Source organism: Streptosporangium sp. NPDC002607 (genome assembly GCF_053592655.1).
The window spans coordinates 1-13278 of sequence record NZ_JBSFWD010000059.1 but is presented as its reverse complement, the minus strand read 5'-3'; the positions used below and the strand labels follow the sequence as shown (position 1 = coordinate 13278).

The following is a 13278-nucleotide window of genomic DNA, read 5'->3' as shown; positions in this document are numbered from 1 at the left end:
GGCCGTCGCGAGCCTGTCAGGGGAGAGACCCCATCTCACCTCCGCCCCGGCCCGTCCGCGAGTCGTACGGCGCTCATCCGCCCGAGGCCGGTCAGGCGCTCGGCGCCGACCGGCTCGGCCGGGTGATCCCGGTCAGGGCTCGATCCCGTGGCGGAGCAGCGTCCACACCCGTTCGGCGGTCGTGCGCCGCTCGGAGGCCGGGAGCCTGGCGAGGAGCCCGGCGAGCATGCCGACGGCCAGTACCAGGTCATCAGCGGTGACGTCCTCGCGGAGCTCGCCGGCGCGCCGGGCCTCGGCGAGCGTGCCCGCCAGCAGGTCCGCCACGCGGTCGCGCACTTCGATGATGCGGAGATCGCCGGCCGAGGGCACGCTGACCATGTCAATGAACGCGGTCGAGGCGATGGTCTGCTCGGTGAGCAGAGCCAGCATGTCGGCGAGGGTGGTGCCGGGTTCGGCGGCCAGCGCCTCCAGGCCGGCGACACTGTCCTGGAACACGGCCAGCGCGAGGCTGATGCGGTCCGGAAAGTGCCGGTAGAGGCTTCCCTGGCCGACCCCGGCCACGCGGGCGACCGTGGTGAGCGGTGCGTCGTATCCGGCGTCGGCGAAGACCTCGCGGGCGGCCGCTATCAGCGCCGCCCGGTTCTCCGCCGCGGCACTGGGTCCTCTGTTGGGTCGACGCGTGACAGTCACAGCGGCTATGGTAGCAACCGGACTATATAGTCCGGTTGCTACCGGAAACGCCATGACCGCTCGACGGATCACGACGCCGGTCCCCCCGCCACAGGTACGACGGCGGGCAGGCTCGGCCGCCGCGACACGATCACCACGACGACACCACCGCCTTGGCCTCGGGCCGCATCTGCCGGAGTCCTGACACCACCGCCACACCACCACCGCCCCCGCCGTCATCACCGGCCGGCAGGCGAACCGCCCTGATCGAAAGGACGCACTCTTGACCACCGGCACCTTCGACGACCGCGTCGCCCTCATCACGGGCGCGGGCTCCGGGATCGGCAGGGCGATGGCCGTCGCCTTCGCCAAGGCCGGCGCCCGCCTCGTGGTCTGCGACATCGACCCCGACAGCGCCGGGCGAACCGCCTCCGACATCGGAGACGCCGCCGTCCCCGCCACCGCCGACATCTCCGACGAGGCATCGGTCGCCGCGCTGGTCGAGACGGCGATCAGCACGTACGGACGCGTCGACGTACTGTGCAACAACGCCGGGATCATGGACACCATGGCCCTGCCCGCCGACATACCGGTCGAGCTGTGGGAGCGGGTGCTGCGCGTCAACCTGACCGGCACCTTCCTGGTCACCCATGCCGTCCTGCCGCACATGCTGCGCCAGGGCGGCGGCGCGATCGTCAACACCGCCTCCGAGGCCGGCATCCGCGGCGGCGCGGCCGGAGCGGCCTACACCGCCTCCAAGCACGGCGTCGTCGGCCTGACCCGCAGCCTGGCCTGGGCGTACGCCAAGGACGGCATCCGCTGCAACGCCATCCTGCCCGGCCCCACCATGACCGGCATCGCCACGAACACGACCTTCGATCCGACGGGCGCCGCCCGGCTCGGCCCCGTGCTCGCACTCGGCGAGCGGATAGCCCAGCCCGAGCAGATGGCCGACGCCGCCCTCTTCCTCGCCTCGGACGCCGCCTCGTTCGTCAACGGCGCGATCGTGCCGGTGGATGGCGGCTGGTCCGCGGCCTGAGACATACCGGCTCAACGATCCTCAGCGGGTTCACGTCAAGCAAGTCGATCAATCTACGACCGGAGAGGCCGCGGGCACGGCGTCATCCTGGCCGCTGGAGGCTTTGCGAACAACGCCGAGTGGCGCCTGAGGCATCGCGGTACGGCAGCCTGGCCGGGCTGCGACAGCCGGGCATAACGATTGACCGGAGCTCGCCGGGCATGGGGCCGGTCGGCTCGGCTTCAGACCTGGCTCCGCCGCCCTCACCGTGCCATGCTGTTCCCGCCACCTTACTGATCAGTAGGGTTACTTGGCGCGTGCTCCCCATCCCCCCACGGAGGCACCGTGATCCCCCTGGCTCCCCGTCCGCCCGCCCCGGCCCGCCGGGGCGGGTTGCGCGTCCTGGCCGCGTTCATCTCGCTCATCGTCGCCATGGCGCTCGCCGTGGCCGCACCCGCCGCCCCGGCGTGGGCGGCCGGCCGGCACAGCGGCGACCTGCAGCTGGCGTCGAACCCCGACTGGATGAGCGGGCTCCCCGACGGCGCGAGCCTGGCCGCGCTGTCGATCCCGGGTACGCACGACACCATGGCGTACCAGGCGTCCATCATCTCACTCACCCAGGAAAGCGCGCTGCCCGTCCAACTTCAGGCCGGTGTGCGGATGCTGGACATCCGGACCCGGCACTACCGCGACGCCTTCCCGATCCACCACGGCGCCGAATACCTGCGCGCCAACTTCACCGACGTGGTGCGCTCGGTCGCCGCCTTCCTGGCCGGCCACCCCCGGGAGTCGGTGCTGATGCGGTTGAAGCAGGAGCACACAGCCGCCGAGAACACCCGCAGCTACGAGCAGACCCTGAACTGGTATATCAACGACAACCCCGACACACGGGACCTACTGCGTGACCATCTGTGGCGGCCGCCCGCAGGATACGACGGCCGGATCCCCACCCTCGGGGAGACCAGAGGGCGCATCGTCATCCTGCAAGACTTCGGCAGCGGCCACGGCTACGGGCCGCGCTGGAACGGCGACCGCATGGACCTTCAGGACGATTACCAACTGCCGACACTCTTCCACATCCCCCAGAAGTGGAACGCCGCGCGCGCCCAGTTCGAGCAGGCGGGCGCCGGCGCCGGCGGAATCCTCTACGTCAACCACCTCAGCGCCTCCGGCGGGGCACTGCCCAAGTCGATCGCCTACGGCGCGCTCGGCGTCAAGGGGATGAACGAGCGGGCGCTGACCTACCTGGCCACGGGGAGCGTGCGCGGGACCGGCGTAGTGGTGGCCGACTTCCCTGGGCCAGACCTGGTGAACACGATCATCGCCCATAACTTCTAATCCCTGGAGCCAGGCAGGGACGATCGGGGCTCGCGCTCCGCACGACCGCCGCAGCCGCCTTCGAGGTCTACTGCAGCGGATGATCCTCGACCCCGACCATCACTCTGTGTGACTTCGGCGCGGTTGCCCGGCACGGGCGCTTGAGACGCACTTCCGGCTCTGACGGACCAGGGATCCAAAACGCCCCGCAGAGCCGGTTTCTTGAAACGGACATTTTCAGCGAACGGGCAGGCCGGTGACGGCGCGGCCGATGATCAGGCGCTGAATCTCGGAGGTGCCTTCGAAGATGGTGAAGATCTTGGCGTCGCGATGGAAGCGCTCGACCGGGTGGTCGCGGGTGTAGCCGGCCCCGCCGAGGATCTGGATGGCCTGCTCGGTGACCCAGACCGCGGTCTCACCGGCGACCAGCTTGGACATGGAGCCCTCGGCCTGGCCGAAGGTGCGGTTGTTGCGGGCCATCCAGGCGGCACGCCAGGTCATCAGGCGGGCGATGTCGACGCGGGTGGCCATGTCGGCCAGCAGGAAGGCGATGGCCTGGTTCTCGCCGATCCTGCGGCCGAACTGCTCGCGCTCGCGGGCGTAGTCGCGGGCGTACTCGTATCCGGCGCGGGCGATGCCGACCGCCATGGCCGCCACCGAGGGGCGGGTGGTCTCGAAGGTGCGCATCGCGCCCTGCTCCCCGGCCCGCTCGCCGGAGCGGACGCGGGCGAGCCTGACGTCGAGCTTCTCCCTGCCGCCGAGCAGGCAGGAGCCCGGCACGCGCACGTTGTCGAGGACGACCTCGGCGGTGTGGGAGGCACGGATGCCGTGTTTCCTGAACTTCTGGCCCATCGACAGGCCGGGGGTGCCGGCCGGGACGACGAAGGACGCCTGACCGCGGGTGCCCAGGGACGGGTCGACGGAGGCGACGACGACGTGGACGTCGGCGATGCCGCCGTTGGTGGCCCAGGTCTTCACACCGTTGAGGATCCAGTCGTCGCCCGAGGGGACGGCGCGGGTGCGGATGGCACCCACGTCGGAACCGGCCTCGGGCTCGGAGGCGCAGAACGCTCCGAGCCTGACCTCCGAGGGGGTGCCGAACATCTGCGGGAGCCACTCGCCCAGCTGCTCGGGGGTGCCACTGGCCGAGAGGGCCGCGGCGGCCAGGCCGGTGCCGACAATGGACAGGCCGATGCCCGCATCCCCCCAGAAGAGCTCCTCGAAGGCCACGGTCAGGCCAAGCCCGCTCGGCTCGAACCACTGCTGGGCGAAGAAGTCGAGGGAGTAGAGCCCGATCTTGGCGGCCTCCTGGATGATCGGCCAGGGGGTCTCCTCGCGCTCGTCCCATTCGGCACCGGCCGGGCGGACCACCGAGCGGGCGAAGTCGTGCACCCAGTCCCGCACCTCGCGCACGTCGTCACTCAGCTCCGGGCAGAAGCCGCTCTCGCTCATCGTCCACGCCTCCTCAGGGTGCGTTACCAACGGTAACACCCAAACTTTACCGGCGGACGGTCCGCTCCGCGCAACCGGAGGACCGCCCCTTCTCCGGCACCGACCGGCGAGCGGCCCCGCTCCCGGAGGCCTCGTTCACCGCCGTCGCGGGTTCCGTCCACCGCCGTGCGGGAATGCCGCCGGGCCACGCGCTCCCCGGCATCGCGGGCTCCGTACGCCGCCCGGGATCACACTCGTACGGTGTGGTCAGCGAGCCGGGCGGTAGCCGGGAACGGTGATCATCGGCGGGCGTTCGGCGACGGCGACGTCCCGGACGCTCACCTGGTGGCCGCTCGCGCCCCGGCGGAACTGGGCCAGGCGGGGAGAGGGGCTGTGCAGGGAGACCATCATGTTCTGGCGCTCCAGGCGCGACCAGGAGGTCTGCAGGATCTGGGCGGCCATCCCGCCGAGCGCCTCCGTCGACTGGTGGGAGTGAACCCGGCGGCCCAGATCCACCTGGGCCAGGGCGTCGAGCCCGGCGAGGTCGAGCAGGTCGATCAGCAGGCCGAGCTCCACACCGTAGCCGGTGACAAAGGGCACGCTCTCCAGCACGGACCTACGCCCGGCGTACTCCCCGGCGAGGGGTTGCACGAATCCGGCCAGCAGCGGCCAGTGCAGGTTGAGCAGGGGTCGCGCGACGAGCTCGGTGACCCGGCCGCCGCCGCTCTGCACGTTCTGCAGAGGCCGGTCGTAACAGCCCTTGACGTAGACCACCGCCTCGTCGGCGAGCAGCGGGCCGAGCAGCCCGGTCACGAAGGACGTGCGGAACTCGCGCAGGTCGGCGTCGATGAACACGAGCAGGTCGCCGGAGGTCGCGGCGAGGGACTTCCAGAGCGCCTCGCCCTTGCCGTCCAGCGGTTTGAGGTCGGGCAGGATCTCGTCCTGCGCGATCACCGTCGCCCCGGCGCGCGCGGCGCGTACCGCGGTGTCGTCGACGGAGCGGGAGTCGATGACCACGAGTTCGTCGACGAGCGGCACGGCCTCCATCAGGTCGTGGCGGATCGCGGTGACGATCTCCCCGACCGTCTCCTCCTCATCGCGCGCGGGCAACACGACGCTGATCGTCGTCTCACCCTTGGCTCTCAGCAGCTCCGGCAGCGACCAGTCGCCCGAGGATGAGGTGCGCTCGCGTAGCCATGCCTCGACCTCAGGCAGCACAGCCCACCCTTCCCATCACCTCGGTACTTACGGGTATCACCTTATGTGGCGCTGATTCCGCACAAGTACCGGCTCCCGTCCTCACCGCGCAGGTGGGAAGATCAGTCCAGTCCGGCACGAGGAGGGAAGGCATGGACCCGGTAGCCGTGCTGCGGGCGGCACGCGCCGTCCGCGACGAACTCGACAGCTTGATGGGAGGTGCCTCCGCGGAACTTCGCGACCGGCTGGATCCGCTGCTGGCAGAGGCCGGCAGCCGGCCTCCAGGGCAACTGGCCGACGCGATCATCATGCTGATCGCCCAGTACGGCCCGGCCTGGAACCGGCTCTCCGCGCTGCTGAACCTGGAGCACGGCCTCGTCGCCGAGCAGGTGGCCCCCATGCTCGCCGACACGGGCCCGCAGGACCACGGGGCCGCGTACGACGGCGGATACGACAACCTGCCCCCCACCGGCGCCATGAGCGTCGACTGGATGCGCCCCGACCAGGCGGGTCCCGCCGCACCGCAGGCACCGTCCCCGCAGGTACCGCCGACGCCACCCGCCGGGAGCCGGGGTTCCTCGATGCTCGACCGGCTGACCGGGGCCTTTCGCAGGCGGCGCGGGGATGCGCCCGCCCCGGCGCCCGAATCCGAGTGGGAGGGGATCCCGCTGATCGAGGCGCCCACCGAGTCGGTCTCGGGCTGGGGTACGGAGGTGTCGATCGGCGTCGCCCCGGGCCAGGGGCAGGACGGCACCGCGGCACCGCGCGAGCCGGTCGACCTGGACATCCAGCTCATCGCCGAGGGCTTCGACGCACCGGGCGGATGGCAGGTACGGCTGCGCGTCGACGCGGCGTCGCCCTACCCCCGCGCGGTGGTCAACCTTGTCGCCCTCGCGCAGCAGGAGCCCGAGGTCGCCCGGCAGATCCAGGCGATCTGTTCGGTGCGCGGCCAGGTGGTCGGGTTCGGCCTGCGCTCGATCACGCTGCACGGCTCGCCCGGCAGGCTCGGCCGGGAGGAGCCGCCCGAGCCGGTCGCCGGCACCCGGATCCGTCCGGCCCTCGTGGGCGAGCCGGCGGACGTCACGGTGTCCATCGTCCACGGTGACGAGCCGGGACGGCTGTGGTGGACCTACCGGTCGCCGCACTTCGTCACCCCCGACCGGGCCGAGATCTGCGACCTCGGCATGCGGGCCTCGGAGTTCGGCCGGCAACTGACCGAGCAGGGCCGCCTCTCCGCGGAACTGGGACGGAAGGTCGGCTCGCGCGTGCCCCGGGGTTTCTGGGAACTGCTGAACGCGGTGGCCGGCCGGGTGGCACCGCGCCGCCCGAGCGTGCTGTTCCTCTCCCAGGAGCCGCACGTGCCCTGGGAGCTGGCCGTGCTGGAGCATCCGTACGATCCGTCGCTCCCCCGCTATCTGAACTGCCAGACGGTGACCGGCCGCTGGCCCCTCGGTGGCCGGCGCCCCGAGCTGCCGCCCCCGGTGAGCGCGCGGGCGGATCACGTCGCGGTGGTGTACGACGAGGCGCAGGCGCACCCGCTGGTGACCGAGTACGGCGCCACGCAGGTCTCCTCCGCGCTCGGCGACGTCCTGGGCGTGCTCGGCCAGGGGCCGGACATCGTCCACCTCACAGCCGGCGGATCCGCGGCCGAGGCGCTGGGCCGTGACCTGGCCGGTGCCCCGTTCGTCTTCCTGGAGGAACCGGGGGACGCCCAGGCGTTCCTGCTCGCGGGCGCGAGCGGGGTCGTCGAACCGCTCTGGCCGGTCGGCGGGGGCCTGGCCCGGGAGTTCTACCGGCGCTGCTTCACCGGCGAGCCCCCGGCCGAGGTGCTGCGGTCCATGCGCGGGCAGGCCCCCGACAGCGCGGGCGCCTACCGGTTCCACGGCCACCCGTCCCTGACACTGCGCCGGACGCCCCCGCCCTCGGAGTGACCCACCGTGCCCGGATCGCGTGCTCAGCGGATGGCGTGGCGCTCCAGGAAGGTGTAGACGTCGGCCTCGTCGACGCCGGGGAAGGATCCGGGCGGCAGCGCGGCCAGGATGTGGGAGTTGCCCCGGGCCGAGGGCCAGGCGTATCCCTCCCAGCGCTGGGTCAGCTCGGCGGGCGGGCGGCGGCAGCAGTCGCCGGTGGGGCAGTCCGACTTGGTGCGGTTGGTGGTCTCGCGCCCGCGAAACCAGCGCGACTCCCGGTACGGGACACCGAGGGTGATGGCGAAGTCACGCTCGCGCGACGGGTCGACGTGGGCGACGCAGAAGTAGGTGCCGGTGGGCGAGTCCGAGTACTGGTAGTAGACGGAGAAGCGGTCGGGCGACAGGAAGACCTGGCGCCCGGACCACTGCAGGCACATGCGCTGGCCCTCGATCGCCCCCTGCTCGTCGGCGGGGAAGACGATGCCGTCGTTCTCGTACGCCTTGTAGATGATCCCGCCGGCGTTGTTGCGGACGAAGTGGCAGCTCAGGTCGAGGAAGTGGGTGGCCAGGTTGGTGAAGCGGTGCGCGGCCATCTCGTAGGAGACGGCGAACACGTCGCGCAGGTCCTCCACGCTCAGCGCCCGGTCCTTCTTGGCCTCCCTCAGGTACGGCACGGCGGCCGCCTCGGGCACCAGGACGGCGGCGGCGAAGTAGTTGGCCTCGGTCCGCTGGCGCAGGAAGTCCGCGAAGTCGCGGGGCTTGTGGTGCCCGAGGGAGAGGTGGCCGAGGGTCTGCAGCAGGATCGTGCGGGGGGTGTGCATGCCGACCTGCTCGTGCTTGACGTAGATGCGCCGGTTGCGCAGGTCGGAGATGGAGCGCACGGTGCGCGGCAGGTCCTGGACCGTCTGCACGGTGTAGCCGAAGTGGCTGACCAGCGCCTGCACCGTGCTCTGCGACAGCGCTCCGGAACGGTAGCCGACCGCGGCGAGCGCCTCGGCGGCGGCCCGCTCGATCTCCGCGAAGTAGTTGCCCTGCTCACGCTGCTTGCGGCGGAGCTCGGCGTTCGCCGCACGGGCCTCCTCGGGGGTGGCGGTGCCCTTGGCCTGGCGTGAGCGCAACTCCCCGTAGAGGCCGAGGATGTGTTCGAGCACGTCGTTGGGGACGCGCGCGGAGACCTTCAGCCTGGCCAGGCCGAGCCCGGCGTACAGGGGGTCGCGCTGCGCCTCCTCCAGGGCCATCTCCAGCTGCGCCCGCCGGTTGGGGGCCTGCCTGCGCAGTAGTTCCTCGATCGGCACGCCGAGCGCGGCGGCCAGGGACTTCAGCAGCGACAACTTCGGCTCGCGCTTGCCGTTCTCCAGCAGGGAGAGCTGGCTGGGCGCGCGGTTCACCCGTTCCCCCAGGTCGGACAGGGTGAGGCCACGCTGCTTGCGCAGGTGCCGGAGACGCTGGCCGAACGCGATGAGATCGAGCTCCTGCGTCAAGGAAAGCGGTTCTTCACCCACCAAAGATGCCATAGCACGATGCTAAACGAAATTTCCTAGGAAATTTCACAGCCACGCGCGCCACCTGGGAGAACGTCGCCGCACCCGCGCCGGGAACTCCGGCCGGCCCCGCAGGACGGAGGAGGCGGGGTGCCGCGACCTCCGGGCACCGCAGTGACGGTGGCGGCGACCATGGGGCGAAATCCCGAGCGGCGGCCTCCGGCGACCCACGACCGGTAATCCGCAAAGCGCGCTACCGGAATTGGTCTAGTCCATAGCGAAAACTATGAAGTTCTTCCCATCTGAATACCGATGAGTATTGATGACAGGGGAAGAATCTTCATTCTTTCGTTGGAGTCGGCCTTGTTCGACCGTTTTGTCGAGGCACACACTCGAGGTAAGGCACCCAGGGGACGAAAAGGAGTTACACCATGAGTGATCGCCTCAAGGGAGCCGCAGACGAGCTGCGGCGCGAGTGGGAGACCAACCCTCGCTGGAAGGGCACCGAGCGGACGTACACGGCCGAGGACGTGGTTCGACTCAGGGGGTCCGTCCAGGAGGAGCACACTCTCGCCCGGCTCGGCGCCGAGCGGCTGTGGGACCTGCTGAACACCGAGGACTACGTGCACGCCCTTGGCGCGCTGACCGGTAACCAGGCCGTGCAGCAGGTCAAGGCCGGCCTGAAGGCGATCTACCTGTCAGGCTGGCAGGTCGCCGCCGACGCCAACCTCGGCGCGCAGACCTACCCCGACCAGAGCCTCTACCCGGCCAACTCGGTTCCGGCCGTGGTCCGCCGGATCAACAACGCGCTGCTGCGCGCCGACCAGATCACCTGGTCGGAGGGCGACCAGGACGCGCCGCACTGGCTGGCGCCGATCGTGGCCGACGCGGAGGCCGGCTTCGGCGGCGTGCTGAACGCCTTCGAGCTGATGAAGGGCATGATCGCCGCGGGTGCCGCGGGCGTGCACTGGGAGGACCAGCTCGCCTCGGAGAAGAAGTGCGGCCACCTGGGCGGCAAGGTGCTCATCCCCACCGGCCAGCACATCAAGACCCTCAGCGCCGCCCGCCTGGCCGCGGACGTGCTGGGTGTGCCGACCCTGGTCATCGCGCGGACCGACGCCCAGGCCGCGACGCTCCTGACCACCGACGTCGACCCCCGTGACCAGGCGTTCACCACCGGCGACCGCACCGCGGAGGGCTTCTACCGGGTCCGCAACGGCGTGGACGCCTGCATCGCCCGCGGCCTGGCCTACGCGCCCCACTCCGACCTGCTCTGGATGGAGACCTCCACCCCGGACCTGGACGTGGCCCGCGAGTTCGCCGAGGCCATCAAGGCCGAATACCCCGACCAGATGCTGTCCTACAACTGCTCGCCCTCGTTCAACTGGAAGAAGCACCTGGACGACTCCACCATCGCCAAGTTCCAGCGCGAGCTCGGCCACATGGGCTACAAGTTCCAGTTCATCACGCTGGCGGGCTTCCACTCGCTGAACCACTCGATGTTCGACCTCGCCAGAGGCTACGCCGAGGACGGCATGACCTCCTACGTCCAGCTCCAGGAGGCCGAGTTCGCCGCCGAGGCACGCGGCTACACCGCCACCCGCCACCAGCGCGAGGTCGGCACCGGATACTTCGACCTGGTCAGCACGGCCATCGCGCCGGACTCCTCCACCACGGCCCTGAAGGGGTCGACGGAGGAGGAGCAGTTCGCAGAGGCTCACTGACTCTCCGGACCGGGCTCGCCCAGACGACTTCCGGGGCATGGAACGGTTTCCCGGGCGAGCGCGATGACCAGGTCGTCGACCGAGGCCCCGCCGTGCGGATCTCCCCCTGATCCGTACGGCGGGGCCTTCCCGTACCCGTCCCGCGCTCCGCGGCGCGTCCCAGGCGCGACCGCGCGGGGAGGCGGGCGGTGCCTCAGCGGCCGACGGCCTCGATGAGCTTGCGGCGCTGCTGGGCGCCGAGACCGCCCAGCCGGCGCGCCTCGTCCACATCGGCCTGCGCCATCAGCTGCGCGGCCTTGACCGTTCCGACTCCGGGCAGCGCCCGGAGAGCCTGATAGACCTTGATGCGCTTGGCGATGTCGTCCTCGCGGCCAAGCAGCTGCTCCAGGCTGAGGGCGCCGTTCTTGACCTCGGCGAGAAGCTTGGCACGGGCCGTGCGGGTCTCGGCGGCCTTGACCAGGGCGGCCTGACGCTGTTCGGGGGTGAGCTTGGGCAAAGCCATGGTGTTTTCTCCCTGATGACGGTAATTCCAGCGTCCTGTTACCCAAAGCGACTGGGTTAATCATCGGAGAGCCTACGGATAGATCCACAGGACCCGTACTGTGCATCACGATATGCCCGTTTGGTTACCCCGCCCTTACCCGGCCCTCCGTAGCCTCGGGCTCATGGGTATCTGGCGAAGCCCTCAGGGCATAGAGGTTGAGGCCATCGTGGTTCACGACGGCCCCTGTCTGCTGGTCACCCGCCGGATCGACGGGCGGCGGGTTCTCGTGGCGTACTGCATGAACATCCGCGAGGTCGGAGAGCACGTCGATCTGGCGGAGCTCGTCCCCGCGTAGGCGAACGCTCAGGGTTGGACCACGACCGAGTCCAGTTCGGTACGGCTGTCAACTTCTGCGGTCACTGGGGCGTCAGACTAGTCAGGGAGGCTCGATGGATGTTCTGGTCGGCCTCGTTGACGAAGATCTCCGCCTGGAGCTCATCCTCGTCGAGGCACTGCACACCGAGGCGGAACGGCTGGCCGCCCAGCCCGACCGCTGAACGGGGGCGGGTGCCCGTCCCACGAACCGGACGGGCCCCGTCCCACCGGCGATCGATGGAGGACGGGGCTCGATTCATCGGGTGGGGATGGCGTTAACTTTCTCCTTGACCTCCTCCCCACGGCTTGAGGCCCGGGGTCTGCACGCTCAAGGAGATGTGATGAACAAGCGCGAGCTGATCGAGAAGGCCGCCGCCGAGGCCGGGCTCACCCGACGGCAGACGGCCGCGGCTCTCGACGCGATCCTGGGGACGATCCAGACCGCGGTGGCGGCCGAGGACAAGGTGGCGATCCCCGGATTCGGATCCTTCGAGATCGTCCACAAACCCGCACGGACCGGGCGCAACCCGCAGACCGGCGAGCCATTGGAGATCGCGGAGACCTGGACGGCGAAGTTCAAGCCCAGCCCGGGGTTCATGGGCCTGATCCGCCAGCGCAAGAAGGACTGACACCCTCCCGGCTCGCCGAGCGGACCCGGCAGGCTCCCCGGAACGCGCACTCGACCGTCTTCGCCCGTACCCGGCCGATCCGGCGCCCGGCGGCGAACGCCGGGCCTGGAGCGAGAGCCTGAGCTTGAGCGGCTGCCTCTCCCCCTTGGACGAGGGGTTCTCGCGAGCCCGACACGATCCCGCATGTCACGTTCTGTGATGACATGACCACCATGTGAGATATCGGCCGATCCACCAAGTGTGATCCCGCTCATACCCACAGATCTCCGCCAACCCGGCGACCGCGCGAAAACTCCGTCCCCGCCCCGTGTTTCGCCACCGGACACCCCCGGGACCCGCGCCGTACACCTGATCGCCGTAATCCGAATGTCACATCCGGCTTCTTGTAGCCCAGAGACCTCCTATGGAAGGTTGCACCTCAGACGTTTAAGGTCAAACCTTTCGGAGGTGCTCCCATGCAGCCCCCCAACCATCGCTATCGGGGATACCGGTCGTTCGACTATCTGGAGCCACATACCGACTTCAAGGTCTTCGACCTCGCCCCCGAACTCGACCGTGTTCCCGCGTACGACCTGGGCCTGTCGGCTGAGCAGTCCGTGCGAGTCAGCCGCCTCCTGACCGAGCACATTGCCATCTCGCTGCACGAGCACCCCAAGGTCCTGACCGCGGACGTCACGCAACTGCGCGACTACAACCGGACAGGGCGCAACGTGCTCGGGTACGAGGGCCTGTCGCGTTCGGGCATGACCGCGCTCTTCGACAACTTCATGAACGGCACCAACTGCGTCACCAGCGAGCACGGCTGGAAGTGGGACGACGTCATCTACGACCTCGGCCTACGCTTCGCCGACCTCGCCAAGCAGGACTTCGTCGTCCTGGCCCGCACGGTCGCGGAGATCGAGAAGGCCAAGGCGGGCGGGCAGCTCGCGCTGGTGGCCGGGCTGGAAGCGGCGACGATGATCGAGAACGAGCTCGATCGCCTGGACATCCTGTACGGCTTCGGCGTCCGCCAGATCGGTATCGCCTACTCGCAGGCCAACCAG

12 protein-coding genes are annotated in these 13278 nt (G+C 70.0%); 7 read left to right on the top strand and 5 right to left on the bottom strand.

What is annotated here, in order from left to right; all coding sequences use genetic code 11:
* Positions 1–132: 132 nt before the first annotated feature.
* Entirely contained in the window at positions 133–690 is a 558-nt protein-coding gene (locus tag ACWD3H_RS40180; protein ID WP_451958751.1) for a TetR family transcriptional regulator, read from the bottom strand.
* Between the two features lie 262 nt (positions 691–952).
* On the opposite strand from ACWD3H_RS40180, the gene ACWD3H_RS40175 reads away from it, so the two are divergent.
* Together ACWD3H_RS40175 and ACWD3H_RS40170 are read left to right on the top strand one after the other, a co-directional pair.
* On the top strand, positions 953–1708 hold the full coding sequence (locus tag ACWD3H_RS40175) for an SDR family NAD(P)-dependent oxidoreductase (protein ID WP_355618444.1): 756 nt from the start codon (positions 953–955) through the stop codon (positions 1706–1708).
* Positions 1709–2032: 324 nt separating this feature from the next.
* Positions 2033–3025 carry a phosphatidylinositol-specific phospholipase C gene (locus ACWD3H_RS40170; protein WP_451958750.1) on the top strand — a complete coding sequence of 331 codons (993 nt, stop codon included), beginning with the start codon at positions 2033–2035 and terminating at the stop codon, positions 3023–3025.
* Positions 3026–3241: 216 nt separating this feature from the next.
* Here ACWD3H_RS40170 and ACWD3H_RS40165 read toward each other — a convergent pair whose 3' ends face one another.
* Both ACWD3H_RS40165 and ACWD3H_RS40160 read right to left on the bottom strand, forming a co-directional pair.
* Positions 3242–4456, bottom strand: coding sequence for an acyl-CoA dehydrogenase family protein (locus tag ACWD3H_RS40165; RefSeq protein WP_451958749.1), 1215 nt, complete (start codon positions 4454–4456; stop codon positions 3242–3244).
* A 246-nt stretch (positions 4457–4702) separates the two neighbouring features.
* The gene (locus ACWD3H_RS40160; protein WP_355555579.1) at positions 4703–5653 is read right to left on the bottom strand and encodes a glucosyl-3-phosphoglycerate synthase; all 951 of its coding nucleotides are present in this window, start codon (positions 5651–5653) and stop codon (positions 4703–4705) included.
* A 131-nt stretch (positions 5654–5784) separates the two neighbouring features.
* Here ACWD3H_RS40160 and ACWD3H_RS40155 point away from each other — a divergent pair, with 131 nt between their 5' ends.
* On the top strand, positions 5785–7563 hold the full coding sequence (locus ACWD3H_RS40155; RefSeq protein WP_451958748.1) for a hypothetical protein: 1779 nt from the start codon (positions 5785–5787) through the stop codon (positions 7561–7563).
* Between the two features lie 23 nt (positions 7564–7586).
* Here ACWD3H_RS40155 and ACWD3H_RS40150 read toward each other — a convergent pair whose 3' ends face one another.
* Positions 7587–9056: a helix-turn-helix domain-containing protein gene (locus tag ACWD3H_RS40150; RefSeq protein ID WP_451935806.1), complete on the bottom strand. Its 1470-nt coding sequence runs from the start codon at positions 9054–9056 to the stop codon at positions 7587–7589.
* 398 nt (positions 9057–9454) lie between these two features.
* On the opposite strand from ACWD3H_RS40150, the gene aceA reads away from it, so the two are divergent.
* Positions 9455–10747: an isocitrate lyase gene (gene aceA, locus ACWD3H_RS40145; RefSeq protein ID WP_030909255.1), complete on the top strand. Its 1293-nt coding sequence runs from the start codon at positions 9455–9457 to the stop codon at positions 10745–10747.
* Between the two features lie 193 nt (positions 10748–10940).
* Here the strand turns inward: aceA and mihF are convergent, their stop codons facing one another.
* Positions 10941–11249 (bottom strand): integration host factor, actinobacterial type, encoded by a 309-nt coding sequence (mihF, locus tag ACWD3H_RS40140; RefSeq protein ID WP_355555575.1) that lies wholly within the window; start codon positions 11247–11249, stop codon positions 10941–10943.
* Between the two features lie 163 nt (positions 11250–11412).
* Here mihF and ACWD3H_RS40135 point away from each other — a divergent pair, with 163 nt between their 5' ends.
* The 3 genes from ACWD3H_RS40135 to ACWD3H_RS40125 all read left to right on the top strand — a co-directional run.
* On the top strand, positions 11413–11586 hold the full coding sequence (locus ACWD3H_RS40135) for a hypothetical protein (protein WP_350920360.1): 174 nt from the start codon (positions 11413–11415) through the stop codon (positions 11584–11586).
* Positions 11587–11947: 361 nt separating this feature from the next.
* Positions 11948–12235: an HU family DNA-binding protein gene (locus tag ACWD3H_RS40130; RefSeq protein WP_030909250.1), complete on the top strand. Its 288-nt coding sequence runs from the start codon at positions 11948–11950 to the stop codon at positions 12233–12235.
* A gap of 455 nt (positions 12236–12690) precedes the next feature.
* Positions 12691–13278, top strand: a 588-nt coding sequence (locus ACWD3H_RS40125; RefSeq protein ID WP_451958747.1) for a membrane dipeptidase, incomplete at its 3' end; no start/stop codon positions are given.